This window comes from Streptomyces sp. NPDC102514 (assembly GCF_055584525.1).
The window spans coordinates 378,443-405,115 of record NZ_JBVJLW010000007.1 but is presented as its reverse complement, the minus strand read 5'-3'; the positions used below and the strand labels follow the sequence as shown (position 1 = coordinate 405,115).

At 71.1% G+C, this 26,673-nt stretch carries 26 protein-coding genes; 12 read left to right on the top strand and 14 right to left on the bottom strand.

Annotated elements, in window-relative coordinates:
- The first annotated feature begins 43 nt into the window (after positions 1–43).
- From ACZ60E_RS20705 to ACZ60E_RS20695, 3 genes are all read left to right on the top strand, one after another.
- The gene (locus ACZ60E_RS20705) at positions 44–1,195 is read left to right on the top strand and encodes an acyl-CoA dehydrogenase family protein (protein ID WP_453795249.1); all 1,152 of its coding nucleotides are present in this window, start codon (positions 44–46) and stop codon (positions 1,193–1,195) included.
- Between the two features lie 73 nt (positions 1,196–1,268).
- Positions 1,269–1,556, top strand: coding sequence for a YiaA/YiaB family inner membrane protein (locus ACZ60E_RS20700; RefSeq protein WP_107021111.1), 288 nt, complete (start codon positions 1,269–1,271; stop codon positions 1,554–1,556).
- Between the two features lie 89 nt (positions 1,557–1,645).
- A complete protein-coding gene (locus ACZ60E_RS20695; protein WP_469442194.1) occupies positions 1,646–2,275 on the top strand; it encodes a TetR/AcrR family transcriptional regulator in 630 nt (209 codons plus the stop codon).
- 418 nt (positions 2,276–2,693) lie between these two features.
- Here ACZ60E_RS20695 and ACZ60E_RS20690 read toward each other — a convergent pair whose 3' ends face one another.
- The gene (locus tag ACZ60E_RS20690; RefSeq protein ID WP_384812812.1) at positions 2,694–3,155 is read right to left on the bottom strand and encodes a MaoC family dehydratase; all 462 of its coding nucleotides are present in this window, start codon (positions 3,153–3,155) and stop codon (positions 2,694–2,696) included.
- A 129-nt stretch (positions 3,156–3,284) separates the two neighbouring features.
- On the opposite strand from ACZ60E_RS20690, the gene soxR reads away from it, so the two are divergent.
- Entirely contained in the window at positions 3,285–3,809 is a 525-nt protein-coding gene (soxR, locus tag ACZ60E_RS20685; RefSeq protein WP_384812815.1) for a redox-sensitive transcriptional activator SoxR, read from the top strand.
- Between the two features lie 60 nt (positions 3,810–3,869).
- Here the strand turns inward: soxR and ACZ60E_RS20680 are convergent, their stop codons facing one another.
- Together ACZ60E_RS20680 and ACZ60E_RS20675 are read right to left on the bottom strand one after the other, a co-directional pair.
- Positions 3,870–4,937, bottom strand: coding sequence for an RNA ligase (ATP) (locus tag ACZ60E_RS20680; RefSeq protein WP_469442191.1), 1,068 nt, complete (start codon positions 4,935–4,937; stop codon positions 3,870–3,872).
- 97 nt (positions 4,938–5,034) lie between these two features.
- Positions 5,035–5,760, bottom strand: a complete 726-nt coding sequence (locus tag ACZ60E_RS20675; RefSeq protein WP_469442189.1) for a 3-keto-5-aminohexanoate cleavage protein — start codon at positions 5,758–5,760, stop codon at positions 5,035–5,037.
- Between the two features lie 55 nt (positions 5,761–5,815).
- Here ACZ60E_RS20675 and ACZ60E_RS20670 point away from each other — a divergent pair, with 55 nt between their 5' ends.
- Positions 5,816–6,337, top strand: coding sequence for a hypothetical protein (locus ACZ60E_RS20670; protein WP_385835859.1), 522 nt, complete (start codon positions 5,816–5,818; stop codon positions 6,335–6,337).
- 46 nt (positions 6,338–6,383) lie between these two features.
- Here the strand turns inward: ACZ60E_RS20670 and ACZ60E_RS20665 are convergent, their stop codons facing one another.
- Positions 6,384–6,992, bottom strand: coding sequence for a hypothetical protein (locus ACZ60E_RS20665; protein WP_107021105.1), 609 nt, complete (start codon positions 6,990–6,992; stop codon positions 6,384–6,386).
- Between the two features lie 327 nt (positions 6,993–7,319).
- Here ACZ60E_RS20665 and ACZ60E_RS20660 point away from each other — a divergent pair, with 327 nt between their 5' ends.
- Positions 7,320–10,109: a penicillin acylase family protein gene (locus tag ACZ60E_RS20660; protein WP_469442188.1), complete on the top strand. Its 2,790-nt coding sequence runs from the start codon at positions 7,320–7,322 to the stop codon at positions 10,107–10,109.
- Between the two features lie 57 nt (positions 10,110–10,166).
- On the opposite strand, the gene ACZ60E_RS20655 is transcribed toward ACZ60E_RS20660, so the two are convergent.
- Entirely contained in the window at positions 10,167–11,543 is a 1,377-nt protein-coding gene (locus ACZ60E_RS20655) for a serine-threonine protein kinase (protein ID WP_384812829.1), read from the bottom strand.
- Between the two features lie 213 nt (positions 11,544–11,756).
- Positions 11,757–13,022 (bottom strand): exo-beta-N-acetylmuramidase NamZ family protein, encoded by a 1,266-nt coding sequence (locus ACZ60E_RS20650; RefSeq protein ID WP_469442186.1) that lies wholly within the window; start codon positions 13,020–13,022, stop codon positions 11,757–11,759.
- 247 nt (positions 13,023–13,269) lie between these two features.
- Here ACZ60E_RS20650 and ACZ60E_RS20645 point away from each other — a divergent pair, with 247 nt between their 5' ends.
- The 3 genes from ACZ60E_RS20645 (at position 13,270) to ACZ60E_RS20635 (ending at position 16,395) form a co-directional block, all read left to right on the top strand.
- Positions 13,270–14,037 carry an SDR family NAD(P)-dependent oxidoreductase gene (locus tag ACZ60E_RS20645; protein WP_384812833.1) on the top strand — a complete coding sequence of 256 codons (768 nt, stop codon included), beginning with the start codon at positions 13,270–13,272 and terminating at the stop codon, positions 14,035–14,037.
- A complete protein-coding gene (locus ACZ60E_RS20640) occupies positions 14,034–15,704 on the top strand; it encodes a class I adenylate-forming enzyme family protein (RefSeq protein WP_469442184.1) in 1,671 nt (556 codons plus the stop codon). The genes ACZ60E_RS20645 and ACZ60E_RS20640 overlap by 4 nt, the downstream gene beginning before the upstream one ends.
- A 97-nt stretch (positions 15,705–15,801) precedes the next feature.
- A complete protein-coding gene (locus tag ACZ60E_RS20635; RefSeq protein WP_453795244.1) occupies positions 15,802–16,395 on the top strand; it encodes a TetR/AcrR family transcriptional regulator in 594 nt (197 codons plus the stop codon).
- A 181-nt stretch (positions 16,396–16,576) separates the two neighbouring features.
- On the opposite strand, the gene ACZ60E_RS20630 is transcribed toward ACZ60E_RS20635, so the two are convergent.
- The 7 genes from ACZ60E_RS20630 to ACZ60E_RS20600 all read right to left on the bottom strand — a co-directional run bounded on the left by ACZ60E_RS20630 (position 16,577) and on the right by ACZ60E_RS20600 (position 21,972).
- Positions 16,577–17,812: an acyl-CoA dehydrogenase family protein gene (locus ACZ60E_RS20630; protein ID WP_469442182.1), complete on the bottom strand. Its 1,236-nt coding sequence runs from the start codon at positions 17,810–17,812 to the stop codon at positions 16,577–16,579.
- Between the two features lie 7 nt (positions 17,813–17,819).
- Positions 17,820–18,842, bottom strand: coding sequence for a phosphotransferase family protein (locus ACZ60E_RS20625; protein WP_384809547.1), 1,023 nt, complete (start codon positions 18,840–18,842; stop codon positions 17,820–17,822).
- Positions 18,843–19,045: 203 nt separating this feature from the next.
- Positions 19,046–19,345, bottom strand: a complete 300-nt coding sequence (locus tag ACZ60E_RS20620) for a hypothetical protein (protein ID WP_469442180.1) — start codon at positions 19,343–19,345, stop codon at positions 19,046–19,048.
- A 201-nt stretch (positions 19,346–19,546) separates the two neighbouring features.
- Positions 19,547–19,876 (bottom strand): DUF202 domain-containing protein, encoded by a 330-nt coding sequence (locus tag ACZ60E_RS20615; RefSeq protein ID WP_384809543.1) that lies wholly within the window; start codon positions 19,874–19,876, stop codon positions 19,547–19,549.
- Positions 19,873–20,265, bottom strand: coding sequence for a YidH family protein (locus ACZ60E_RS20610; RefSeq protein ID WP_384809541.1), 393 nt, complete (start codon positions 20,263–20,265; stop codon positions 19,873–19,875). Before ACZ60E_RS20610 ends, ACZ60E_RS20615 begins: the two co-directional genes overlap by 4 nt.
- A 235-nt stretch (positions 20,266–20,500) precedes the next feature.
- Complete coding sequence (locus ACZ60E_RS20605; RefSeq protein ID WP_384809539.1) at positions 20,501–21,022, bottom strand: NUDIX domain-containing protein; 522 nt, start codon at positions 21,020–21,022, stop codon at positions 20,501–20,503.
- A 59-nt stretch (positions 21,023–21,081) separates the two neighbouring features.
- Positions 21,082–21,972 (bottom strand): DMT family transporter, encoded by an 891-nt coding sequence (locus tag ACZ60E_RS20600; RefSeq protein ID WP_469442178.1) that lies wholly within the window; start codon positions 21,970–21,972, stop codon positions 21,082–21,084.
- Between the two features lie 163 nt (positions 21,973–22,135).
- On the opposite strand from ACZ60E_RS20600, the gene ACZ60E_RS20595 reads away from it, so the two are divergent.
- The 3 genes from ACZ60E_RS20595 to ACZ60E_RS20585 all read left to right on the top strand — a co-directional run bounded on the left by ACZ60E_RS20595 (position 22,136) and on the right by ACZ60E_RS20585 (position 25,440).
- Entirely contained in the window at positions 22,136–23,791 is a 1,656-nt protein-coding gene (locus tag ACZ60E_RS20595; protein WP_469442175.1) for an FAD-binding dehydrogenase, read from the top strand.
- Positions 23,792–23,978: 187 nt separating this feature from the next.
- Positions 23,979–24,752 carry a molybdopterin-dependent oxidoreductase gene (locus ACZ60E_RS20590; protein ID WP_384809531.1) on the top strand — a complete coding sequence of 258 codons (774 nt, stop codon included), beginning with the start codon at positions 23,979–23,981 and terminating at the stop codon, positions 24,750–24,752.
- A complete protein-coding gene (locus ACZ60E_RS20585) occupies positions 24,739–25,440 on the top strand; it encodes a cytochrome b/b6 domain-containing protein (protein WP_469442173.1) in 702 nt (233 codons plus the stop codon). The genes ACZ60E_RS20590 and ACZ60E_RS20585 overlap by 14 nt, the downstream gene beginning before the upstream one ends.
- 156 nt (positions 25,441–25,596) lie before the next feature.
- Here ACZ60E_RS20585 and bla read toward each other — a convergent pair whose 3' ends face one another.
- Complete coding sequence (gene bla, locus ACZ60E_RS20580) at positions 25,597–26,541, bottom strand: class A beta-lactamase (RefSeq protein ID WP_469442170.1); 945 nt, start codon at positions 26,539–26,541, stop codon at positions 25,597–25,599.
- Positions 26,542–26,673: the final 132 nt, after the last annotated feature.

Sequence of the window (26,673 nt, the reverse complement as noted above, 5' to 3'; positions counted from 1 at the left end):
ATCAGAAACTAGCAGTGCTAATTAAAAGCAGGGGTTGATCACAGTGAACCTGGAACTCGGCGAGGAGCAGACCGCCGTCCGACGGCTGGCCAGGGACTTCGTCGCGCGCGAGATCACCCCGAACGTGATCGCCTGGGACCGCGCGGAGGACGTCGACCGCTCGATCGTCAAGAAGCTCGGCGAGGTCGGTTTCCTCGGCCTCACGATCGACGAGGAGTACGGCGGCTCCGGCGGCGACCACCTCGCGTACTGCCTGGTGACGGAGGAACTGGGCCGCGGCGACTCCTCGGTCCGCGGCATCGTCTCGGTGTCGCTCGGACTCGTCGCCAAGACCATCGCGTCCTGGGGGACCGAGGAGCAGAAGCGGCAGTGGCTGCCCGGACTCACCTCCGGCGGATACGTCGGCTGCTTCGGCCTCACCGAACCGGGCACCGGCTCCGACGCGGGCAACCTGTCCACGAAGGCGGTGCGCGACGGCGACACGTACGTCGTCAACGGCGGCAAGACCTTCATCACCAACGGCACCTGGGCGGACGTCGTCCTGCTCTTCGCCCGCTCGACCGACGCACCCGGCCACAAGGGCGTCTCGGCCTTCCTCGTACCGACCGACACCCCCGGTCTGACCCGCCGCACCATCCACGGCAAACTCGGACTGCGCGGCCAGGCCACCGCCGAGCTGACCCTGGAGGACGTCCGCGTACCCGCCTCGGCGATGCTCGGTCCCGAAGGCAAGGGCTTCTCCGTCGCCATGTCCGCGCTGGCCAAGGGCCGGATGTCGGTGGCCGCCGGCTGCGTGGGCATCGCCCAGGCCGCACTGGACGCCGCCGTGACGTACGCGACCGAGCGCGAGCAGTTCGGCAAGGTCATCGCCCGCCACCAGCTCGTACAGGAACTGCTCAGCGACATCGCCGTGGACGTCGACGCCGCCCGGCTGCTCACCTGGCGCGTCGCGGATCTCGTCGACCGCGGGGAGCCGTTCGCCACCGAGTCCTCGAAGGCCAAGCTCTTCGCCTCGGAGGCCGCGGTGCGCGCCGCGAACAACGCGCTCCAGGTCTTCGGCGGCTACGGCTACATCGACGAGTACCCCGTCGGGAAGCTGCTGCGCGACGCGCGGGTCATGACGCTCTACGAAGGCACCAGCCAGATACAGAAGCTGGTCATCGGCCGCGCGCTGACGGGCGTCTCGGCGTTCTGAGCAAGCGACTTGAGTACGCGACGTGAGTACGTGCGCGGATGTGGTTCCGGCCGCCCGCGCCGACTCTGGTCGCATGAGTGAGACACAGGTCAAGCAGCAGTCCACCGCCGCGTTCTACGGGCAGGCGGTGCTCTCGTTCGCCGTCGCCATCATCGCCACCGCCATCGGCATCTTCAAACTGGAGGCCGACACCTGGGTGCGCGCCTTCCTCGGGATCGCCGTGCTGTACCTCGTGACCTCGGCGTTCACCCTCGCCAAGGTGATCCGGGACCGGCAGGAGGCCGGGCAGATCGTCAGCCGGGTCGACCAGGCACGCCTGGAGAAGCTCCTGGCCGAACACGACCCCTTCGACAAGCTGTGAGGCCGTGCCCCTCTGAGCGGGCACTCTAAGCGCTCGCTCAGTATCGGGGGTATGGTGTTCGTTCTGTCACTGGAAGGGGCGAACGAGCGATGAGTACGGCGGAGGAGACGGCCGGCGGCGAACTGCAGCCGTGGGCCGAGGTCACCCCTGACGCGGCCAGGCGGCTGCTCGTCGCCGCGGTGGAGGCCTTCGCCGAGCGCGGGTACCACGCGACGACGACCCGTGACATCGCGGGCCGGGCGGGGATGAGTCCGGCCGCGCTCTACATCCACTACAAGACCAAGGAAGAACTGCTCCACCGGATCAGCAGGATCGGCCACGAGAAGGCCCTCGACATCCTGCGGACCGCGGGCGCGCGGGAGGGGAGCCCGGCCGAGCGGCTCGCCGACGCGGTGAGCTCCTTCGTCCGGTGGCACGCGGGCGGGCGCACCACCGCGCGGGTCGTGCAGTACGAGCTGGACTCGCTCGGCGCCGATGCCCGTGCGGAGATCATCGGACTGCGGCGCCAGGTCGATGCGGAGGTGCGCGCGATCATCGAGGACGGGGTGGCTGCGGGGGATTTCGACGTTCCCGACGTGCCGGGTACCACGCTTGCGGTGCTGTCCCTGTGCATCGATGTGGCGCGCTGGTTCAACGTGAACGGGCCGCGTACGCCGGAGATGGTCGGCGACCTGTACGCGGACCTGGTCCTGCGCATGGTCGGGTCGCCCCACGCCTAGGGCTGCCGCCGGTCGTCATCACGTGCGGCCCCGCTGTGGCTGATCGCGCAGTTCCCCGCGCCCCCAAAACCAGACGCTGTCTGCGGCCCCGTCGTGGCTGGCCGCGCAGTTCCCCGCGCCCCTCAACGCCGGGGCTACGCCCGGCCGGAGGGGCACCCGCACCACCCGTTTTCAGCGGCACGAGAGGAGCCCCCACCGCCCCCGCAGACAACGTCTGCTTTTAGGGGTGCGAGGAACGGCGCGCCCAGCCCCCACCGCCCCCGCAGACAACGTCCGCTTTTAGGGGCGCGGGGAACTGCGCGCCCAGCCCCCACCGGGCCCGCAGGCAACATCCGTTTTCAGGGGCGCGGGGAACTGCGCGGCCAGCCCCCACCGGGCCCGCAGGTACCCACCCCGCCCGCCGCCACCACCCCCCGGGTCAGAAGTAGTAGCGAGAGACGGACTCAGCCACACACACCGGCTTCTCCCCGCCCTCGCGTTCCACGGCGAAGCCGACAGACACCTGCACCCCACCCGTCACCTCATCGACCGCCGTGATCTTCGCGGTGGCCCGCAGCCGCGACCCCACCGGCACCGGAGCCGGGAAACGGACCTTGTTCGTCCCGTAGTTGACGCCCATCTTCACGCCCTCGACCGAGATCAGCTGAGGCCCGAAGAGCGGCAGCAGCGACAACGTCAGATACCCATGGGCAATCGTCGTCCCGAAGGGACCGCTCGCCGCCTTCTCCGGGTCCACGTGGATCCACTGGTGGTCACCCGTCGCCTCGGCGAACAGATCGATCCGCTTCTGATCGACCTCCACCCAGTCGCTGTACCCCAACTGCTCACCCACCGCCGCCTTCAGTTCGTCGGCGGACGCGAAGATCCTCGGCTCTGCCATGTCCCTGGCCTTTCCCGTCGCTGCGTGCGTGCGTCTTTGAGAATATCCCTAAGCGACTGCTTAGCATGGTCGCAGCGAGGTTCCCTGTCAACGGACCGCGAGGGTGACCGGCTGGGTAGGGTTCGAGGGGTGCCCCAGATTCCCGAGAAGATCCATGAACTCACGGTCGGCCAGTTGTCGGCCCGCAGTGGAGCCGCCGTCTCGGCCCTGCACTTCTACGAGTCCAAGGGCCTGATCAGCAGCCGCCGCACCGCGGGAAACCAGCGCCGCTACCACCGTGACGCCCTGCGCCGGGTCGCCTTCGTACGGGCCGCGCAGCGCGTCGGCATCCCGCTGGCCACGATCCGTGACGCCCTTGCCGAACTCCCCGAGGAGCGCACGCCCACCCGGGAGGACTGGGCCCGGCTCTCGGAGGCCTGGCGTTCCGAACTCGACGAGCGCATCAAGCAGTTGGGCCGCCTGCGGGACCATCTCACGGACTGCATCGGCTGCGGCTGCCTCTCCCTGGAGAACTGCGTCCTGTCCAACCCCGACGACGTCTTCGGCGAGCGGCAGAGCGGCTCCCGCCTCATGGTGGAACGCGGCGGACAACGCGTACGCCGGACCGCGGAGCGTGAGCCCGAGGAGCGGCCGGAGCCCGGAAGCTGCCGCTGAGACAGCTCCCGGGCCCCGCCACCAGGGGCGCCCGAACCCTCCGGCGCCCCGGACGCCCCGTCACTCGTACTCCGTGCCGCCCTTGCGTGTCAGATACGCCGGGCTGACCGCCTTCGCGACGGCCCGGCCACCCGTCACCGGGCTGTACCGCTCGGTCGCGGGCCGGATCACGACCCCCTCGCGCAGATGGATCCCCTGCCCCGAGACGGTCTCGCGGCCGGAGGCGAACAACAGCACCCGTCCGATGTCGTACGGGCCCGTGAACAGCCTTGGTACGAGCGGCAGTTCGCCGGTGAGCAGGTCCGCCGCGTCCAGCCAGCGGACCTCGCCGTCGATCTCCGCGGACACGTCGAACACCGCGTACCCGAGGGTCTCGCGGCGGCCGTCGGCGCCGTACGTCAGGTCCTGGACGCCGGCCCCGTACACCTCGCCGAAGACGCCGACGCGGCGGGCTCCGAGCCGCTCGGCGAGCCGGGCCGCGACCGTCGCGACCCCGTGGCCGTGGACCGCGCGCCAGTAGAGGTTGCGCGGGTCCTCCTTCAGGGCCAGGCGTCTGGCGCCGAAGCCCTTCGAGGAGACCTGGACGCGGCCGTCCCCGGCGAAGTACGTGAGCAGGCAGGCCGTGCCGTGCAGTTTCTCGGTGAGGACCACTTCCTCGCCCGGGGTGAAGATGCCGGGATACCGCTGGATGTTCTCGATGTCGACCCAGGGCAGCAGATCGGGGGCCGCCTCGATCTCGCCGTCCATGGTGGGCGGGACGGGCGGTACCCACTTGGTGACGCCCAGCCGTTCCGCGAAGTCCGTGCCGTCCGCGGCGGCCCGCGCCAGGTCCACACCGGCCAGCGCGCTGGGCCGGCAGACGATCCCCTGGGACAGCTCGCCGCGCAGCCGGACCGCCTTCACCCGGTCCGAGGCGCTGCCCGCGAGGCGCCCGGTGAGTCCCAGCTCCGCTATCAGCTCCTGCGGCAGCACGGACTGCTCGGGGATGTAGACGGCGCTCTCGCCGGTGCGGTACGCACCCTTGGCGACCACGGCCCGGTACAGGCCCACCTGGGCCAGTTCGAGCGCGTCGGCGTTCGGATGCTCGTGGACGGTCAGTACTTCGGCGGTGACGCGCAGCGTCGACATGGTGGGGCTCCCCGGGGTCTCACATGATGCTCAGCCTGGTCTCATCGCCTCCAACTGTGCGGACGGGAAAGGGGTGGAGCGACGGGTTTTGGGGCTGCTATGGCCGCCGGTTCCGCGGGTGCCGGAGCAGTGCCTCCGTCACCAACTCGGCGTTGGAAGAGGCCCGTCGGCCGTCGGGGAGCGTCAGCGTGTCCTCCAGGCCGATGCGGGTCGCCAGGCCGAGGCGCGCGGCGAGGTCCAGCACGGGCCAGGTGCCGCCCTCCTCGCCGTGCAGCAGGACGGGGCGGCCGTGCGCGGCGCCGAGGGCGGTCAGCAGCCGGCGGGCCGTGTCCTCGGCCGTGTCCGGATCCGGGTCCGTCACCTCCGCGAGGACGCGCAGCACCCGGGGGCCCAGCGGTGACGCCGCGAACCGCGCGGCCCCGTCCGTGCCGGACCAGATGCCCGCCTCGACGCCCACGCCCCGCGCCAGGAGCGCCGCGGCGACCTCCTCGGCGCCCGGCTCGTGCCAGTTGACCGATGCGTGGTCGGGCAGGACGCTCCACTCATGGACGCGCGCGACGCGGGCCGCGGGGTCGGGCTCGGCCCAGGCGCCGGTGGTCACTCCGACGGGAACGTCCACCTGTGACCTGATGTCGTCCAGGGTCGCCGCAACCGCCTTCGCCGACAGCGTGTCTTCTCCACAAGGGGACTTGGGATGCACATGGATGTCCGACGCCCCGGCCGCGACGGCCTCCGCCGCGGAGCCGGCCATCGCTTTCGGCGACAACGGCACGAGTGCTCCGTCGCCGGACCCGCGTCCCCCGTTCACACAGACCTGGACCATGCCCCCGATGGTGCCAGGCCGCACCGACAACCGGAGATCGAAAGGGGAACGGGCGATGAGCCTGGCCATTTGCTCGCTCAAGTGGGAAGCCGCGCACACGGGGGCCCAGCGGATCACGTACGACAGTGACGGGTACCACCTCGTGCGCTTCCCGTACGTCTCGGGCGAGGAGCAGTACGACCGCTGGAGCATGCACGACCCGGGGAAGGGCGGTCCCGGCGCGTCGGCGTTCCCCGACGCCCGCTCGGGGCTGATCTGGCCGAGCCACGACGGCTGGGGCGTGCTGTCCGCGCTGGTCTTCTGGCAGCCGGACGCCGGCGGTCTTGAGTACCGGGCGCGCTTCGTGCGCGACCCGCTGAACCTCACGGCGGCGCGCTACGACTCGACGGCCACTTCCGACACGGCACCCACCCGGGGCGGCCAGTACCGGACCTACATGTGGCAGATGTTCGTCCACCCGGGCACGCCGGTCGGCCTGAAGGTGTCCGTGCGCGGCGCGCGGGACGCGAAGATCTCCGCACCGCTGCTGTGCGCCGAGTTCAAGCTGGCCATCCACACCGACGTCAAGGTTCCGTAAGCGTGTACCCGGGGGTGCGGCTCCTCCGGCGCACCCCCGGCCTTCGTTACCCCGCGACCGCCACGAGGAGGCGTCCACGGCGGCATTCCGCCAGTGCCTCGGGGGTGAGGACGGGTCGGGGGACCACGATTCCGCAGGCCGTGCAGACGGGGCCGGAGGACGGTTCGTGGGCCAGGTCGTACTTCCAGACGAGGCGCTCGCCCGAGCAGACGGGGCAGACGGCGCCGGGTTCCCGCTCCAGGGCGGCGATCAGCCGGCGCAGCACCTCGGCCAGCGGCTCATGGGGGTGGATGCCGGGGTCGTCGCACCAGGCGACCCCGAAGCCGCCCCAGGTGAGCCGGTGCCAGTCGTCCACGCTGCCGGGGCTGCGCAGACCGTCGTGCTTCTCCTTCTTGCGGCGCTGGGCGAACCCGGCCTCGTAGGTGAGCCAGACGGAGCGGGCCGCCTCCAGTTCGTCCAGCGCGGCCACGAGCCGCACCGGATCGGGGGACCGGTCCTCGGGGTCGAACCCGGCCCGGGAGCACAGATGGTCCCAGGTCGCCCGGTGACCGTAAGGAGCGAACCGCTCAAGGCACTTGCGCAGTGAATAGCGCCGCAGTGCCAGATCGCTCCTCGGGTCGCGCACCTGTCTCGCCAGACTGCGGAATCCCGCCATCGCCCTGCACCTCCGTCACACCTGCACCTGTACTTCGGTCACTTCGGCGTCGTCGTAAGGACGTCGCCGAATAGACGTATCGACACGCGATTCGGCTCCATCTGTTTTTCGGCGACCGCCATAAAACCGCCATTCAGCCGGTTATCGGCCATCCGCAAGACGGTTGTCGGCCGTCTCTCGGGTCATTCCCGGCCGTCGTCCGGTGGCGGTCGGCGGCCCCGGCAGCCCCCGTCGGAGCCGCCGGCGCCAAAAGTGACGCATGTTCATCTTCTAACCCGGGGATACCGGCAGTAACATCCCGCCCACCCCCGTCGTGAGGAGTCAGCCATGCCCCGGCGTACCCCACGCACCATCCTCGACAGACTGAGAACTCCCCGCAGATTCCCCAAGTTCCTCATGGGCGCTTCGGTATGCGTTCTCATTGCCGGTCTTTTGACACCGCTTTCCCAGGCGATCGCCGCCGACACCCCCGCCGCCGCGGCGAACGACTACTGCGGCAGCCAGTGCTCCGACATTCTCCCCGCAGGTCAGAACGGCAACGCGACCCTCGCCGAGATCCTTCTCAACCAGGCTTTCGGCACCCAGCCCGCCCACGCGGACGATCAACTGGCGCCCTACGGCAATCTGGCGTCCGGATATTCCGCGCTCACCGACGCCAAAATTAATGATTTCTTCAGGGACGCCTCGTTCGGGGTCCCCGCCGACCAGGTCGAGTCCACCCTGAAGCCCGCAGGGCGCACCGACGTGACGATCGTCCGCGACAAGAAGACCGGCGTGCCGCACATCACAGGCACCACCCGCTACGGAACCGAGTTCGGCGCCGGTTACGCCGCCGCCCAGGACCGGCTGTGGCTGATGGACGTCTTCCGGCACGTCGGGCGCGGGCAGCTGACCCCCTTCGCGGGCGGCGCCGCCTCGAACCAGGGCCTGGAACAGGAGTTCTGGCGCCACGCCCCGTACACCGAGGCGGATCTGCAGGCGCAGATCGACAGCGCCGTCGCCAACAACGGAGCGCGCGGCCAGCAGGCGCTCGCCGACGTCCGGGCCTACCTGGCCGGCATCAACTCCTACATAGACGCCTCGGACAGCGGCCGCTACTTCCCCGGCGAGTACGTCCTGACCGGCCACAAGGACTCGATCACCAACGCCGGGACCATCGAACACTTCAAGGAGACCGACCTGGTCGCCCTGGCCTCCGTGATCGGCGCGCTCTTCGGCTCCGGGGGCGGCGGCGAGGTCAACAACGCCGTCTCGCTGCTCGCCGCCCAGTCCAAGTACGGCGTGGAGGAGGGCACCAAGGTCTGGGAGTCCTTCCGCGAGCGCAACGACCCCGAGGCCGTGCTCACCGTCCACAACGGCGAGAGCTTCCCGTACGCCACCAAACCGGCCACCCCGCAGGGCGCCGCGCTGCCCACCGCGGGCACGGTGACCGAGGAACCCCTCGTCTACGACCGCACCGGCAGCGCGGCCACCGCCACGGCCACCGGAACGACCGCCTCGGCGACGGCGAGCGCCCTCAGCTCCGCGAGACGCGGCATGTCGAACGCCCTCGTGGTGAGCAGTAAGTCCACCGCGAGCGGCCACCCCATCGCCGTCTTCGGACCCCAGACCGGCTATTTCGCGCCACAGCTGCTCATGCTCCAGGAGATCCAGGGCCCGGGCCTCAGCGCCCGCGGCGCCTCCTTCGCGGGCCTGAGCATGTACGTCGAACTCGGCCGCGGCCAGGACTACGCGTGGAGCGCCACGACCTCCGGCCAGGACATCATCGACACCTACGCGGTCGAGCTGTGCCAGGACGACACCCACTACCTGTACCGCGGCACCTGCACGGCCATGGAGAAGATCGAGCAGACCAACGCCTGGAAGCCCACCACCGCCGACGGAACCGCCGCGGGCTCCTACCGGATGCAGGTCTGGCGCACCAGGTACGGCCCGGTCACGCACCGGGCCACGGTCGACGGCAAGAAGGTCGCCTACACCACCCTGCGCTCCTCCTACCTGCACGAGGCCGACTCGATCATCGGCTTCCAGATGCTCAACGACCCGGACTACGTGAAGAGCCCGCAGACCTTCCAGGCGGCGGTGCAGCACATCAACTACACCTTCAACTGGTTCTACGCCGACTCGCAGCACACCGCCTACTACAACAGCGGCGACAACCCCGTACGCGCCACCGGCGTCGACGCCGAGTTCCCGGTGTGGGCGCAGGCCGCGTACGAGTGGAAGAACTGGACGCCCACGACGAACACCGCCGACTACACCCCGGCGTCCGCCCATCCCAACTCCATCGACCAGGACTACTACATCTCCTGGAACAACAAGCAGGCCAAGGACTACACCACGGCTCCCTGGGGCAACGGCTCCGTCCACCGCGGCAACCTCCTGGAGGACCGGGTGAAGAAACTGGTGACCGCGGGCGGGGTGACCAGGGCGTCACTCACCAGGGCGATGGCCGACGCGGCACTGGCCGACCTGCGCGCCGAGGACGTCCTGCCGAAGCTGCTCCAGGTGATCAAGAGCTCGCCGGTCACCGACACGACGGCCGCGGCGGCCGTGACGAAACTGTCCGACTGGGTCACGGCGGGCGCCAGACGCAAGGAGACCTCCGCCGGTTCGAAGGCCTACGCCAACGCCGACGCGATCCGCCTCCTCGACGCCTGGTGGCCCGCGCTGGTGAAGGCCGAGTTCGAACCCGGCCTCGGCAGCGACCTCTACACCGCGATGACCGCCAACCTCCCGGTGGACGAGGCGCCTTCGGCGGGCCACGGGCCCACCGGATCGCACGCCGGCAGCTCCTTCCAGTACGGCTGGTGGAGCTACGTCCACAAGGACATCCGGGCGGTGCTCGGCGAATCGGTGCAGGGCGGCCTCGCCAAGCCGTACTGCGGCGGCGGCACCCTCAGCGCCTGCCGGGACATCCTGATCAACACGCTCAAGACGGCGGCGGGCCGGACCGCCGCCCAGGTCTACCCCGGCGACGACCTCTGCTCGGCGGGCGACCAGTGGTGCGCCGACTCGGTCAACCAGCGGACGCTGGGCGGCATCAAGCACGGAAAGATCAGCTGGCAGAACCGGCCGACCTACCAGCAGGTCGTGGAGTTCACCTCGCACCGGTGAGGTACACGCCGGTGAGGTACACGCCGGTGAGGTGAGTACGTGGGTACTGGTGGCGGGTCAGCGGATGCGGCCCGCCGCCAGGACCACCTGGGCCAGTTCCCGGTGGCAGATGTCACTGTGGGCACCCGAGGGGGCGCCGCCGCGTCGCACCACCGCGGACGCGTCGATGTTCACGCATCCCGAAGCGGGCAGTTTCGCCCGCAGCGCGTCGGCGAGCGTGAACGCCTTCGTGCCGGACACCGCCTGCACCCCGTCGTGGCCCAACGCCCCCCACCTGGCGCCGAGAAGCCGCGGGAGCGGGGGCAGCGAGAGGTCGGCGGCGGCCCGGTCGTCGCCCGCCGTCCGCGAGGCCAGCGGGTAGATCGTGCCGAGCGCCGAGTCGAAACGGGAGAAGCAGCAGACCAACGGCCCGTCGATACGGTCCTGTTGGCCGTGCAGCACACCGCTGTCCCGTACGTCGTGCGGGAGCCGTGCGGAGAACGCGTAGTGCGAGAAGGCCGCCTGGAGCAGCGTCACGGACTTCACGGTCCGCACTCCCTTGGGCAGCCCGCGCAGCGCGAACGACACCAGGCGCCCGCCGAAGCTGTGCCCCACGAGATGCACCCGCACCCCGGGTGCCGTCCGGGCGAGCCGCCCGACCAGCCGCCCGAGCCCGCGCTCGCCGACCGTGCCCGCACGGCGCTTCATCGCGAAGTAGGTGGCCTGGCGCAGCAGTTCGTGTGCCCCGTCCCAGGCGCGCGCGAGGCGGGGCGCGGCCTGCGCCCGCTCGCTACCTGGTTCGGCGCCGCCCTCGTCGTCCGCCAGTGCCCGCGCGAACTCCCGGCAGGTCCGCGCGGTGTCCCCGAGGAACATCCGCGGATCGTTCGCGGCCTCGGCAGGGGACCCGGGCGGAGATCCGGACGGGGACCCGGAATCCGCCAGGGTGTCCGCGGCGAACGCGGCGCCCGGCGCCTCCGGCCGCAACTCGACGAGCAGCCGCACCAGCCGCCCGTACTCCTCCAACGCGGTGTCGCCCTCGGGCTGTTGGTCGAGCATCCGGGCGATCTGGTCGATCAGGGTGGCCCGCCCGGGGAAGGCCGTCAGCAGGGCACTGCGGGTGCCCTTGTCGAGTGCCGGGCCCACGGACACGGCGGTGAGGCTCCGCGCGAAGTCGGGGATCGGCTCGTCGGTGAACCGCATCGACGGCCACAGCACGCCCACGTATCCGAGGCGGGCGTTCGGCGCGAGGGCGGGGACGTGTTCGAAGAAGCGGCTGTAGAGCCGGGTCGCGGTCGGGCGGTCGTTGTTCCAGCCGTGCGCGAACACGATCAGGTCCTTGACGCCCCGGTCCACCACCTCCCGGAGCAGCCGGTCGCGCTGCTGCGCGTCCACATCGCCGTCCGCGTCGAACGTCAGCTCCCAGTAGGGAGTCACGCCCACTTCAGGATCCGCCATGACAAGCCCCCTTCGGCCTCCGCAACCCGTGCGATGTGCACGTAATCGTCCCGCCGACCGGGGGAGTTGGCCAGGGGCCACGTCCACTCTGACCAGCCCGAACTCATGTCTCGGCGAAATCCGGAACGGGTGGTCCAGGATAGGGGATCCGATGCGGGTGAGACGCCACGGCCGGCGCCGGACGAGACGCCACGGGCGATCGGGGCGACCGTCTCAGCGGTACAGGAGGTACTCCTTGCGTACGCGGCGGAACGCGGCCAGTTCGTCCTGCCAGCCCGCCACGACCTCGTCGGCCGTCGCACCCGCGTCGATCATCGTGCGCACCAGCGTGGACCCCGTCAGCTTGTCGATCCAGTTGTCCGGCCGCCAGGCGAACCCGCTCCAGACCTGCTTGGCGGTCACCAGCAGCGCGATCCCCGTGCGTACGGGGTCGTACGCGGCGCGGTCGTGGACGTGGAGCTGCACCCCGCCGACCGTCCTGCCCTGGAACTTCGAGAACGTGGGCGCGAAGTACGCCTCCCTGAAGTGCACGCCGGGCAGCCCGAGTCGTCCCGCCTCGGCGGCCCACCGCCGGTCGATGCCCTCCGCGCCGAGCAGTTCGAACGGGCGGGTCGTGCCGCGCCCCTCCGACAGGTTCGTCCCCTCGAAGAGACAGGTGCCCGAGTACACGAGAGCGGTGTCGGGCGTCGGCATGTTCGGGCTCGGCGGCACCCACGGCAGCCCCGAGGCGTCGTAGAAGTCCGACCGCCGCCAGCCCGACATCAGGACGGTGTCCAGGGGCACCGGCTCGCTGAGGAACTCCCCGTTGAACAGCCGGGCCAGCTCCGCGACGGTCATCCCGTGCGCCTGCGCGATCGGCTCCCGGCCGACGAACGTCGCGAACTCCTTGTGCAGCACGGGCCCGTACGCGCCGCGGCCCGTCACCGGGTTCGGCCGGTCCAGCACCACGAAACGCTTGCCCGCGATCCTCGCCGCGTCCATGCAGTCGTACAGCGTCCAGATGTACGTGTAGAAGCGGGCGCCCGCGTCCTGGATGTCGAAGACGACCGTGTCCACACCGGAAGCGGTGAAGACGTCGGCCAGGGGCTGCCCGCTCTTGAGGTACGTGTCGTAGACCGGGAGGCCGGTCGCCGGGTCGTCGTAGCGGCCCTCGGAGCCGCCGGCCTGCGCGGTGCCGCGGAAGCCGTGCTCCGGGCCGAAGACGGCGACGAGGTTCACGTGGTCGTCGCCGTGCATCACGTCGACGATGTGGCGGGCGTCCCCGGTGATGCCTGTCGGGTTGGTGACGATCCCTACGCGCCTGCCGTCCAGGAGGGCGTAGTCGGTCGCGGCGAGACGGTCGAAGCCGGTCCGGAAACGGCGGGGTGCCGTTTCCCCGGCGGGGGCCGCCCCGGGCGCGGCCGTGGCCGGCGTTCCCGTGGAGATCGCCGCGGCGGTCGTGGTGGCGGCGAGGAGACTTCGTCTGGACAGGCGGTGCATGGGGCCTCCGTGGGGGCGGAAGGGGGTTGCACTGGCGTGTGCACGGTATGGCTTCCGCCGGTTGTTCGTAAGCCGCCGGTCCGTCGTGGCCGGCCGCGCCGTTCCCCGCGCCCCTTGGGGGCTGCGCCCCCTGAAAGCAAAAGACTGCGCCGTTCCCCGCGCCCCTTGCGGGGCCCTTCCTGCGGGCATACCGACCGGTTAGTCTGGTGGGAGCGGAGCATTGATGTCGTCGTGTCGAAGGAGACCGATGGTGGAAGCCATGCAGGATGCCGGAGTCGTCGTCACCGGGGCCGGCGGGGGGATCGGGGCCGCGCTGGCCCGGCGGTTCGCCGCCGCGGGGGCCCGGGTCGTGGTCAACGACCTGGACGCGGTGAAGGCCGCGGCCGTCGCCGAGGAGATCGGCGGGACCGCGGTCCCCGGCGACGCCTCCACGATCGTGGCCGACGCCCGGGACGCCCTCGGCGGCACCGTCGACGTCTACTGCGCCAACGCCGGACTGCCCTCAGGTGGCTCCGAGGCGGCCCCCGCACGGGTCTGGGAGCTCGCCTGGGACGTGAACGTGATGGCGCACGTCCGTGCGGCCGAGGAACTGCTCCCGGCCTGGCTGGAGCGCGGCAGCGGCCGTTTCGTCTCCACCGTCTCGGCGGCCGGACTGCTCACCATGATCGGCGCGGCCCCGTACAGCGTCACCAAGCACGGCGCGTACGCCTTCGCCGAGTGGCTCTCCCTCACGTACCGCCACCGCGGTCTGAAGGTGCACGCGATCTGTCCGCAGGGCGTGCGCACCGACATGCTCGCGGGCACCGGCAGCGCGGGGGACCTCGTCCTGCTGCCCACCGCCATCGAGCCCGAGGCCGTCGCGGACGCCCTCTTCGCGGGGATCGAGGAGGACCGCTTCCTGATCCTTCCGCACCCCGAGGTCGCCGAGTACTACCGGGCGCGCGCCGCCGACCCCGAGCGCTGGCTGACGAACATGAACCACATCCAGCAGAAGTGGGAGGCGGACGGCCGATGACCACCACCTCCCTGTACGCGGCCCAGCCCTGGGTCGCCCTCCTGAACGAGGCCCAGCGCGGACCCGTCAGCCCCGACGACTCGCCCGTGCACGCCCTGCGCCGGGCCGTCGCCGGGACGCCCGACCGCACCTTCCTCGCCTACTTCGACGGACGGCTCACCTACCGCGAGGTGGACGAGCTGAGCGACTCGGTCGCCGGACACCTCGCCGAACGCGGTCTGGAGCGCGGCGACCGGGTCGCCGTCCTGCTGCAGAACAGCCCGCTCTTCGTGCTCGCCGTCCTCGGCGCCTGGAAGGCCGGCGCGACCGTCCTGCCCGTCAACCCCATGTACAAGTCCGGCGAGGTGACCCACGTTCTGCGGGACGGCGAGGTCGCCGCGCTGATCTGCGCCGACCGGGCCTGGGAGTCGTATCTGCGCGACACGGCCGCCGACTCGCCCGTACGCATCGTGCTGACCGGCTGCGAACTGGACTTCCAGACGCGGGACGACGCGCGCGTGCTGACCTTCGAGCGGCTGCCGCAGGCGGCGGACGCTGACGACCTGACGGCCGTCGCGAAGGCCGGCCACAAGGCCCCGTCCGACCGCGACCGGGGCCCGGCGGACATCGCGCTGATCAGCTACACCTCGGGGACGAGCGGCGCTCCCAAGGGGGCCACCAACACGCACGGCAACGTCATGTACAACGCCGAGCGCCAGCGCACGGGCCTCGCCCTGCCCGAGGCGCCCGTGTACTTCGCGATGGCGCCGCTGTTCCACATCACCGGGATGGTCTGCCAGTTCCTCGCGTGTCTCAACAGCGGGGGCACGCTCGTCCTCGCGTACCGCTTCGAGTCGGGTGTCGTCCTCGACGCGTTCGCCGAGCACCGGCCGCACTACACGGTCGGCCCGTCGACGGCCTTCATGGCGCTGGCCGCGCACCCGTCCGTCACGCCGGACCACTTCTCCTCCTTCGTGAACATCTCCTCCGGCGGCGCGCCGCTGCCGCCCGCACTCGTCGAGAAGTTCCGGGCGGGCTTCGGGCCGTACATCCGCAACGGCTACGGACTCACCGAGTGCACCGCGCCCTGCGCCTCCGTGCCGCCCCACCTGGAGGCGCCCGTCGACCCGGCCTCCGGGACGCTCGCCGTCGGCCTGCCGGGACCGGACACGGTCGTACGCATCGTCGACGACCACGGCCAGGAGGTGCCGTTCGGGGAACAGGGCGAGATCCTCGTACGGGGCCCGCAGGTCGTGCCCGGTTACTGGCGGCGCCCCGAGGCCACCGCGGAGACCTTCCCGGACGGGGAACTGCGCACCGGCGACATCGGTTTCATCGACACGGACGGCTGGCTGTACGTCGTCGACCGCAAGAAGGACATGATCAACGCGTCCGGCTTCAAGGTGTGGCCGCGCGAGGTCGAGGACGTCCTGTACACCCACCCGGCCGTACGCGAGGCGGCCGTCGTCGGGGTGCCCGACGGGTACCGAGGCGAGACCGTCAAGGCGTACATCAGCCTGCGGCCCGGCGCGGCGGAGGACCCCGCCGCACTCGCCGCGTACTGCAAGGAGAGACTGGCCGCCTACAAGTACCCGCGCCAGGTGGAGATCCTGCCCGACCTGCCGAAGACGGCCAGTGGGAAGATCCTCCGGAGGGAACTGCGCTCGCGCCCGCACGACGGCTCGTAGACAAACGCGGACGAACAAGGCGGCGTGCAACCGGAACGCCTTGAACGGCCTCTACAACGTGAACAACACAAAGAACACTGGAAGGCAGGTGGCGGCAGTGCCCAGGACGACGGACGGGGACGGCACGCCCGTTCCGAGGCGGCTGCTGGCCGCCGCCACCCGGCTCTTCGCCGAGCGCGGCTACGACCGCACCTCGGTCCAGGAGATCGTCGAAGCGGCCGGTGTCACCAAGGGTGCGCTGTACCACTACTTCGGCTCCAAGGACGATCTGCTCCACGAGGTGTACGCGCGCGTGCTGCGGGTGCAGCAGGAGCGGCTCGACTCCTTCGCGGACGCCGACGCGCCGGTGGAGGAGCGGTTGCGGGGCGCCGCCGCCGATGTGGTCGTCACGACGATCGACAACCTCGACGACGCGTCGATCTTCTTCCGCTCGATGCACCATCTGAGCCCGGAGAAGAACAAGCAGGTACGGGCCGAGCGGCGGCGGTACCACGAGCGGTTCCGCGCGCTGATCGAGGAGGGCCAGCAGGCGGGGGTCTTCTCGAAGAAGACCCCGGCGGACCTGGTCGTCGACTACCACTTCGGCTCGGTCCACCACCTGTCCACGTGGTACCGCCCTGACGGCCCCCTCACGCAACAGGAGGTGGCCGACCACCTGGCGGACCTCCTCCTGAGGGCGCTCCGCCCGTAGGGGCGGGCGTACAGGATTGCGCAGTTCCCCGCGCCCCTAGGCACGCCCCTAGGGGCGCGGGGAACTGCGCAATGGGGGTGCGGGGGCGGAGCCCCTGCGTCGGTGACGGGAACGGGTAGGGGCGGCGGGGGCGAAAATCCCGCCCCGGCCGCCCCAGCCACCCCGCCACCTCGCCAGAGGATCAGACGTACTTCTTCAGTTCATGCCGCGCCAGCGACCGCTGATGCACCTCGTCCGGCCCGTCCGCCAGCTTCAGCGTGCGGGCCCCCGCCCACAGCTCGGCCAGCGGGAAGTCCTGACTCACACCCCCCGCACCGTGCAACTGAATCGCCTTGTCAATGATGTCGACCACCGTCCGAGGCGTAGCGATCTTGATCGCCTGGATCTCCGTGTGCGCCCCCTTGTTGCCCACGGTGTCCATCATCCACGCGGTCTTCAATACCAGCAGCCGAAGCTGCTCGACGGCGACCCGCGCGTCCGCGATCCAGTTGTGCACGACCCCCTGCTGGGCCAGCGACTTGCCGAACGCCTCACGGGACACCGCCCGCCGGCACATCAGCTCGATCGCCCGCTCGGCCATGCCGATCAGCCGCATGCAGTGGTGGATCCGGCCGGGCCCGAGCCGCGCCTGCGCGATCGCGAAGCCGCCGCCCTCCTCGCCGATGAGATTGGCGACCGGGACGCGCGCCCCGTGGAAGACGACCTCGGCGTGCCCGCCGTGGGAGTGGTCCTCGTAGCCGTACACCTGCATCGCGCGCTTGACCTCGACGCCCGGGGTGTCGCGCGGCACCAGGATCATCGACTGCTGGCGGCGGATGTCGGAGCCCTCGGGGTCCGTCTTGCCCATCACGATGAAGATCTTGCAGTCGGGGTTCATGGCCCCGGAGATGTACCACTTGCGGCCGGTGACGACGTACTCGTCGCCGCCGTCCGCGCCGCCACCGGAGGTCCGCTCGATCAGCGTGGTGATGTTGGTGGCGTCCGAGGAGGCCACCTCCGGCTCGGTCATCGCGAACGCCGACCGGATCTCACCGGCGAGCAGCGGCTCCAGCCACTGCTTGCGCTGCTGCTCGTCGCCGAACTGGCTGAGCACCTCCATGTTGCCGGTGTCGGGCGCCGCGCAGTTCAGCGCGGTGGGCGCCAACTGCGGGGAACGGCCGGTGATCTCGGCGAGCGGCGCGTACTGGAGGTTCGTCAGCCCGGCCCCGTACTCGGAGTCCGGCAGGAAGAGGTTCCAGAGCCCCTGGCGGCGGGCCTCGGCCTTCAACTCCTCGACCACGGCCGGGGTGTCCCACGGCGAGTCCAGCAACTGGCGCTGCTCGTGCGCGACTTCCTCGGCCGGATAGACGTACTCGTCCATGAAGGCGAGCAGCTTGGCCCGCAGTTCCTCGGTGCGTGCGTCGAACGCGAAGTCCATGATGCGGTCAGCCTTCCTGAAGGGTGGTCAGGCCGTGCTCGATGAACACGGGCACCAGGTCGCCGATTCGGTCGAAGCCCGCGCCGACGGTCTGGCCGAGCGTGTAGCGGTAGTGGATGCCCTCCAGGATCACGGCGAGCTTGAACCACGCGAACGCCGTGTACCACGAGACGGCGGACACGTCGCGCCCCGAGCGCGCGGCGTACCGCTCGATCAGCTCGGCCGGTGACGGGTGCCCGGCGGCCGTCGCGGTCGTGGAGACGGGGGAGTCGGCCAGCCCCAGCGGCATGCTGTACATGACCAGCAGGCCCAGGTCGGTGAGCGGGTCGCCCAGCGTGGACATCTCCCAGTCGAGGATCGCCCTGATCCGGTCGTCCTCGCCGATCAGCACGTTGTCGAGGCGGTAGTCGCCGTGCACGACCGTGGCGGTGGGGGAGTGCGGCAGTTCGCGCCCGAGAGCGGCGTGCAGTTCGTCGATCCCGGCCAGCTCGCGGTTGCGCGAGGCGTCCAACTGCTTTCCCCAGCGCCGCAGTTGCCGGTCGAGGAAGCCCTCAGGCCGGCCGAAGTCGGCGAGGCCCACCTCGGCGGGGTCCACGGCGTGCAGCTCGACCAGCGTGTCGACGAGGCCGAGGACCGCGCCGCGCGTGCGCTCCGGGCCGAGCGGAGCGAGCTGTTCGGCGGTCCGGTAGGGCGTGCCGTCGACGAAGTCCATGACGTAGAAGGGCGCGCCCAGCACCTCGGTGTCCTCGCACAGCAGCAGCGTCCGCGGTACGGGTACGGCGGTCGGGTGCAGCGCGCTGATCACCCGGTGCTCGCGCTTCATGTCGTGCGCGGTGGCCAGTACGTGCCCGAGCGGCGGCCGGCGCACGACCCACCTGGAGGTGCCGTCCGTGACCGCGTACGTGAGGTTCGACCGTCCGCCCTCGATCAGCCGGCCGGTCAGCGGGCCGTCGACCAGTCCGGGCCGCTCGCTGTCGAGCAGTCCGCGCAGCCGGTCGAGATCGAGACCTGGCGGGTGGTCTGGACTCATCGTGTTTCCTCCGTAGGCGGGGATCAGGGCTCCCCCACATGATGCCGACCGGTCGGTATGCCGTCCAGTGGGCAAACGAAACGTGACCGGCGTCTCGGCCACGAGAGACCATGAAAGACCATGGGAAACCCCCGGGCCGTCACCTGCGGCCCGGGGGTTCCGGGATCTCCGTGGGGCTGTCGGGCCCCGTGCTGCTCAACGGCCTAGTGGTCGTCCCAGTGCCCCTCGTGACGGGCGTGGCGGTGACCGTCATGAACGTAGTCGACGTGGTCGCCGTGCGGCACGGCCGGGTGCCCGCAGCCGTCGCCGTGCTCGTGGCCGTGCCCGGCGTGGGAGACGTGCCCGGCCGGCTCGCACTCGTCCCAGTGCTCCGAGTGCCTGCGGTGCAGATGCCCGTCGTGCGCGTAGTCGACGTGGTCGCCGTGCGGCACCTCGGCGTGCCCGCAGTCCGGACCGTGGGTGTGCTGGTGGGAGGGGTGCTCGTGGTGAAGGGTGGTGGTCATGGTGCTCGCTCGCCTTCGAGGTGTGGAGTCCGACGTCGGCCAGGCTAGCCACACGAACCGCAATATATCGGTCCAAAACTGCACGGATCTGCCCTGGATCGCCTGGATTCCCTGGAGCCCCTGGATCCTCGGAGGGTGAGGGCTAGGGCGTGTCTGACAATTCCCGTCGTCGCCCGGCAGGCGGGAATTGTCAGACAGGCCCTAGAAGACCAGCGCCGCCGCGCAGACGGCCAACGCGATCGCGCACAGGGCGGCGGTGCTCGCGTGCCTCGGGGTGAACGCCTCCGGGGGCACGCTCTTGGACAGGGCGCGGATCCGCCGGTGCGCCACGGCGAGGAACCCCAGCCACAGCGCACAGCACAGCGCGCACACCAGCAGCGCGGTCACGCCCGGTCCGTCGCGCAGTGCCGACTTCCCGGCGAGTACGGCGGCCACGGTCGCCGCGAGGGTCGTCCGTCGCCAGGCCAGCCGGGTGCGTTCCGGCTGGAGTCCCGGGTCCCGGCCCCCCGGTGCGCCGGTGGCTGCCGTCACGACTCCCACCCCGCCAGTACGACCACCACCATCGCGATGGCCACCAGGGCGACGCCGATACTCAGCAGGGCCGGAAAACGGGACACCGGCAGGTCCTCGCCCCTGCGCATCGCGCGCTCGCAGCGGACCCAGTGGTTCACCGACCGCAGCGCGCACAGCACTCCCGCGGCCAGCAGCCCCAGCGCCAGTCCGGCCCGCCACTCCCAGCGCAGATCCGGCAGGAACTGATCCACCGCGAAGCCGCCGCCGATCAGGGCGAGCGAGGTCCGCAGCCACGCCAGGAACGTCCGCTCGTTCGCCAACGAGAACCGGTAGTCGGGGGTGACCCCTTCTTCCTCGATCCGCGCAGGCACGAACCACAACCGGACGTTCCGCACAAATTCGATCACACCATCGACCCTACCGGCCCCCACCCACGGGGCCGCAGGCCCGCCGCCCTCAAGGGGCGCGGGGAACGGCGCAATCTTTTGTCTTTCAGGGGCGCGGGGAACGGCGCGACCAGCCCCCACCGGCCCGCACAGGCGAACGCACCTCAGCCCACCCCCGCCTCCCGAAACGCCCGCACAGGCGAACGCACCTCAGCCCACCCCCGCCTCCCGAAACGCCCGCACAGGCGAACGCACCTCAGCCCACGCCCGCCTCCCGAAACGCCCGCAGCCGCGAGTACGCGGCAAGCCCGTCCGGCACGAACTCCCACACCCCCACCCGCTCCTCCACCTCCCCCTCGGAGAGGAACGCGTGCCAGGCAACCTCCTCCACCTGAGGCCGCACAGCCACCTCGCACCGCACCTCGTACACGGCCGACCACCAGCTCTTCCCGGCCCCGTCCTCGTAGAGGAACTTGAACAGGAAGGTCGGCCGGGCCAGCCCGGTCACCCCCAGCTCCTCCTCGGCCTCCCGCAAAGCGGCCTCGTCGTAGCTCTCGCCCGCCCCCACCACCCCGCCGACGAACATGTCGTACAGGGAGGGGAACACCAGCTTGGTCGACGTGCGCCGGTGCACGAACAGGCGTCCCTGCGCGTCTCTGACCTCGATGAACGCGCATCGATGCCGCATCCCGCGCGCGTACACGTCCCCGCGCCGGGCGCGGCCCACCACCTCGTCGTGCTCGTCGACGACGTCGAGAATCTCGTCAGCGGAACTCATCCGCCCATCAAAGCAGCCCGCGGCCGGCCCGCAGGCGGCCCGCTCCGGCCGGTGAGGGATCAGCGCGGCTGCAGATCCCGCAGCCGCTCCTTGAGCGCCACCCCGTTCGGCATCGCGGGATGCAGCCCCAGCAGGACGACCCCCACCACGATCCCGGCGAGTCCGGCGGCCTCCCAGGCCAGCGCCCCGGTGTCGGCCCGCAGCCGGTCCCCGAGGAAGCCCACCCCGCACGCGATCCCGGCGAGCGGCTGCGCGGCGGTGAGCGCGGGCAGCGACATCCGCAGCGGCGCGGTCTCGAAGGCGCTCTGGACGAGCACGAGCCCGGTGATCCCGAGGGCGACGACCGCGTACAGCTGCCAGCCGGTGGCGAGCGCGACCCAGCCGCCGTCGGAGAAGCGCTGGCCGCTCACCCGTGTGAGCGCGTCCTGCACCCCGTACAGCAGCCCCGCCGCCACGCCGAGCGCAGGACCCGAGCTGAGCCGGGACCGTTTGGCGTACGCGGTGAGCAGCAGCGCGAGGCCCACCATCACGCCGATGATCAGCCAGTGCCGTACCGGGTCGGAGATCGCGTCGCCGCCCCGCGGCTGCCCGGCCACGATGAAGGCCGTCACCCCGCCGGCCAGCAGCAGGAGCCCGCCCCAGCCCTGCCGGCCGAGCGGCTGACGGGTCTGGCGCCGGGACAGGACGAGGGCGAAGAGCAGATTCGTGGCGAGGAGCGGCTCGACGAGGGACACCTCGCCGTGCGCCAGCGCGATCGCGCCCAGCACCATGCCCACGGCCATGAACCCGATGCCGCCGAGCCAGCGCGGCACCTTCACGAGGTCGAGGAGCAGCCGGGGGGAGAGGAAGTCGCCCAGGGGCGCGTGCGACGCCGCGTTCTGCTGGAGGACGAAACCGACGCCCAGACAGCAGGCCGCGCCGACGGCGAGGACGAGAACCAGAACCGACACGCTGCGTACCTCAAGACTTCGGACGGTGGCGGGGCGAGGTGTGGTTGCGATCGACTGTAGCCCGAGTACCCGCGACCCGGCAGTTGACTGGGTCACTCCGTTGCCCAAGGATCTGACCGATCGGTAACGACCGGTCGGTAACAAGCCCCAGGAGGACCCGCCCATGGCGTACGACGCAGATGTGATCGTGATCGGAGCGGGGCTCGCCGGGCTCGCGGCGACCGCGGAACTCGTCGACGCGGGGCGCAAGGTCATCCTCCTCGACCAGGAGCCGGAGCAGTCGATCGGCGGCCAGGCGCACTGGTCGTTCGGCGGCCTGTTCTTCGTGGACTCGCCCGAACAGCGCCGGATGCGGATCAAGGACAGCCGCGCGCTGGCCCTCCAGGACTGGATGGGCACCGCCGCCTTCGACCGTCCGGAGGACCACTGGCCCCGCAAGTGGGCCGAAGCGTACGTCGACTTCGCGGCCGGTGAGAAGCGGAGCTGGCTGCACAAGCAGGGCGTGCGCTGGTTCCCGGTGGTCAGCTGGGCGGAGCGCGGCGGCTACGACGCGAACGGCCACGGCAACTCCGTGCCGCGTTTCCACATCACCTGGGGTACGGGCCCCGGTGTCGTCGAGCCCTTCGAGCGGCGGGTCCGCGAGGGCGTGGCGCGCGGCCTCGTACAGCTGAGGTTCCGCCACCGCGTGACGGGTCTTTCGCGCAGCGCGGGCGCGGTCGACACGGTGAGCGGCGAGATCCTGGAGCCGTCGGACGTCGAGCGCGGCCGGGCCAGTGGCCGCACGGTCACCGGCGCCTTCGAGCTGCGGGCCCAGGCGGTGATCGTCACCTCGGGAGGCATCGGCGGCAACCACGAACTCGTGCGCGCCAACTGGCCGGAGCGCCTCGGCGCCCCGCCCGAGCGGATGATCTCCGGGGTGCCCGCGCACGTGGACGGCCGGATGCTCGGTGTCGCGGAGGACGCGGGCGCGCACTTCATCAACCGCGACCGCATGTGGCACTACACCGAGGGCATCCAGAACTGGAACCCCATCTGGGACAAGCACGGCATCCGTATCCTGCCCGGCCCGTCCTCGCTGTGGCTGGACGCCCGCGGCAACCGGCTGCCCGTACCGCTGTTCCCGGGCTTCGACACGCTCGGCACGCTGGAGCACATCATGGGCACGGGCTACGACTACACGTGGTTCGTGCTCGACCAGAAGATCATCGGCAAGGAGTTCGCGCTCTCCGGCTCCGAGCAGAACCCCGACTTCACCGGCAAGTCCGTCAAGGGCGTCTTCCAGCGGGCCCGCGCCGATGTGCCGGGGCCGGTGCAGGCGTTCATGGACAAGGGCGCCGACTTCGTCGTCGAGAAGGACCTCCCCGCACTCGTCCGCGGGATGAACGCGCTCACCAAGGAGCCGCTCATCGACGAGGCGGAGCTGCGCCGCGTGATCACCGCGCGCGACCGCGAGATCGCCAACCCCTTCACCAAGGACCTCCAGGTGACGGCCGTCCGCGGCTCCCGCGCCTACCTCGGCGACCGGCTGACCCGCACGGCGACCCCGCACCGCATCCTCGACCCCAAGGCCGGCCCGCTCGTCGCCGTCCGCCTCAACATCCTCACCCGCAAGACGCTCGGCGGCCTGGAGACCGACCTCTCGTCCCAGGTGCTGACCGAGGGCGGCGACCCGCTGTCCGGGGTGTACGCGGCAGGGGAGGCGGCCGGTTTCGGAGGCGGCGGAGTGCACGGTTACCGGGCCCTCGAAGGGACGTTCCTGGGCGGCTGCCTGTTCTCCGGGCGTACGGCGGGACGGGCCGCGGCGAAGGCCGTGAAGTGACGGTGAGGCTCAACTCACCACAGACCTGAATGTCAGCGTCGTGCGAGGGAGTTCCGCGGTGTCCCCACCTCCGCCGCTCCTCGGCCGCGCCCGCCCCCTCCGAGAAACCGGTAAGAACTCATTACGGAACGCTGACGAGCACCCTCGGCCGCTGGCTTCTGGCGGCCGAGGGTGCTCGAATCGGTGTGTGAAACCGGAACCTTCGTCAGTGGCCGCGGGAGACCCCGGACCGGGAGACCCCGCATCGGGCGGTCCCGAGGAGGGCGGCGCCCCGGTCGGGCGCCGGCTCATGCTCGGGATGCTCGGACTCGGCGCCCTCGGCGTGGTCACCGCGCCCACCCTCCAGCGCGGCCTGGAGTCCTTCCTCGGCAGCGCCGCCGACAAGGACCCCACCGGTCTGACCGGCCTGCTCCCCAACGGCGGCGGCTTCCGCTACTACTCCGTCACCTCCTCCGTCCCGCACAAGGACGAGGACTCGTACCGCCTGAAGATCGACGGCCTGGTCGACCACCCCGGCACGTACACCCTGTCCGACCTGCGTGCCCTGCCGCAGACGCGGATGGTCCGTGACGTCCAGTGCGTCACCGGCTGGCGGGTGCCCGACACCCCCTTCGAAGGGGTACGCCTGTCCCGGCTGCTGGACGCCGCGGGGGTGCGCCCTTCGGCCGGGGCAGTGCGCTTCACCTGCTTCGACGGGGCGTACTCGGAGAGCCTGACGCTGGACCAGGCCCGCCGCGCCGACGTCCTGGTGGCCCTGCGTATGCAGGACAAGGACATCAACCACGCCCACGGCGGTCCCGTCCGCCTCTACGTGGCCCCCATGTACTTCTACAAGTCGGCGAAGTGGCTCTCCGGCATCACCGTCACCTCGGACGTCCGCCCCGGCTACTGGGAAGAGCGGGGTTACGACGTGGACGCGTGGGTCGGCCGGTCGAACGGACGTGACGATGAGACCACCTGAGACCGGAGCCTCGAAGGCAGCGGAAGCCGCAGCGGAAGCCGGATCGGAGACGGCATCGCAGACCGGGTCGGAGGCCGGGGAGCGGTTCGCGGGTGCGCTGCGGGTACGCCGCTTCACGCCCGCCGAACGCTGGGTCCACCGGACCACGGCCCTCCTCATGGGGCTGTGCGTGCTGACCGCGGGCTGCCTCTACCTGCCCCAGCTCGCCGAACTCGTCGGCCGCCGCGAGCTGGTCGTGCGCGTGCACGAGTGGTCCGGGCTGCTGCTCCCCGTGCCCGTCCTCGCCGGGCTCGCCTCGCGCGCCTTCCGGGCGGACCTGCGGCTCCTCAACCGCTTCGGGCCGCACGACAAGGTCTGGCTGCGCTCCGCCCTGCGCCGCGACGACCGGCCGGAGTCCCGGCCGACCGGGAAGTTCAACGCCGGGCAGAAGACGTACGCCGCCTGGATCGCCGGGGCCGTCCTGGTCATGGTCGGCACGGGGCTGATGATGTGGTTCACGCACCTCGCCCCGCTGGTCTGGCGCACGAGCGCGACCTTCGTCCACGACTGGCTCGCGCTGACCATCGGACTCGTCCTCGCGGGGCACATCGGGATGGCCCTCGCCCGCCCGGAGTCCCGGCGGGGACTGCGGACGGGCTCCGTCAGCCGGGAATGGGCCGAGCGGGAACATCCGCTCTGGCGGCCGTGATCGCCGGGTCGGCTTCCTAGGCCCTGTCGTCAAATTCCCGCCTGCCGGCCGACGCCTGGCACGCTCCCCCAGCCTCCGGCCGGGGGGACCCCCAGAGCACGCGCCTGACGCCGCCCGGCCGCCCTCCGGGCGACGACGGGAATGGTCAGACAGGCCCTAGCCCAGCGCCGCTGCCAGGAGCCCGGCCGCCCCGGCGACGAGCGGTTCGTCCATCGGGGCGTCCGGGTCGGACTTGGTGGACAGGACCGACAGCACGACCGGCGCCCCGTCCGGCGTCCAGGCGATGCCCACGTCATTGGTCGTGCCGTACTTGCCCGTGCCCGTCTTGTCGCCGAGTGCCCAGTCCGCGGGCAGGCCCGCGCGGAAACGATTCGTGCTGGTGGTGTTCGCCAGCAGCCACTCGGTCAGCTGCCGCCTGTCCCTGGGCACGAGCGCGTCCCCGAGGGCGAGCTTCGCGTACGTCCGCCCGGCGGCGGCGGGGCTGGTGATGTCCGTCTCACGCCACGGCTCGGCCGAGTTCAGCGCGGGCTCGAACCGGTCGAGGCGGGTCGTGGGGTCACCGATCGAGCGGCAGAAGCGGGTGATCGCGGTCGGGCCGCCCAGTTCGCGGAGCAGCAGGTTCGCCGCGGCGTTGTCGCTGTGGGCCATGGCCGCGTGGCACAGCGCGGCGACGGTCATGCCGTTGGCGAGGTTCTCCGGGCGGCCCGTCACGGGGGAGCCCCCCGCGTCCGTGAGGTCCTGCGCGGTGTACCGGATCAGCAGGTCCAGGAACTCGCCGCGCCGGTCCAGGTCCCGCAGGACGGCCGCGGCGGCGAGGGTCTTGAAGACCGAACACATCGGGAAGGTCTCGTCCGCGCGGTACCGCACGGTTTTGCCCGTGGCGGTGTTGTGGGCGTAGACGCCGAGGCGGGCGTTGTGGGTGCGCTCCAGCTCTGCGAGGGCTCTGACGACGCGGGGTGTGCCGGCCGTGGCGGCGGTGGCGGCGGTGGCGGCGGTGGCCGGGGTCGTGGTGGTCGACAGGACGGTGGTCGCGGTTGCGGCTGCGGTTGCGCCCAGGGCGAGTGCGGTTCGGCGGCTGGGGTGGGGGATTGAGCTTTTCAAGGTGGCTCTCTCTTCCGCTGCGAGCGTGATCACTTGCGTGAAGGGAGACTTCTGTGGGGCTCGTGTGGTTCCTGGGGGTGGGGAAGTGGCCGGTTGTGGGGGCTGGCCGCGCAGTTCCCCGCGCCCCTTAAG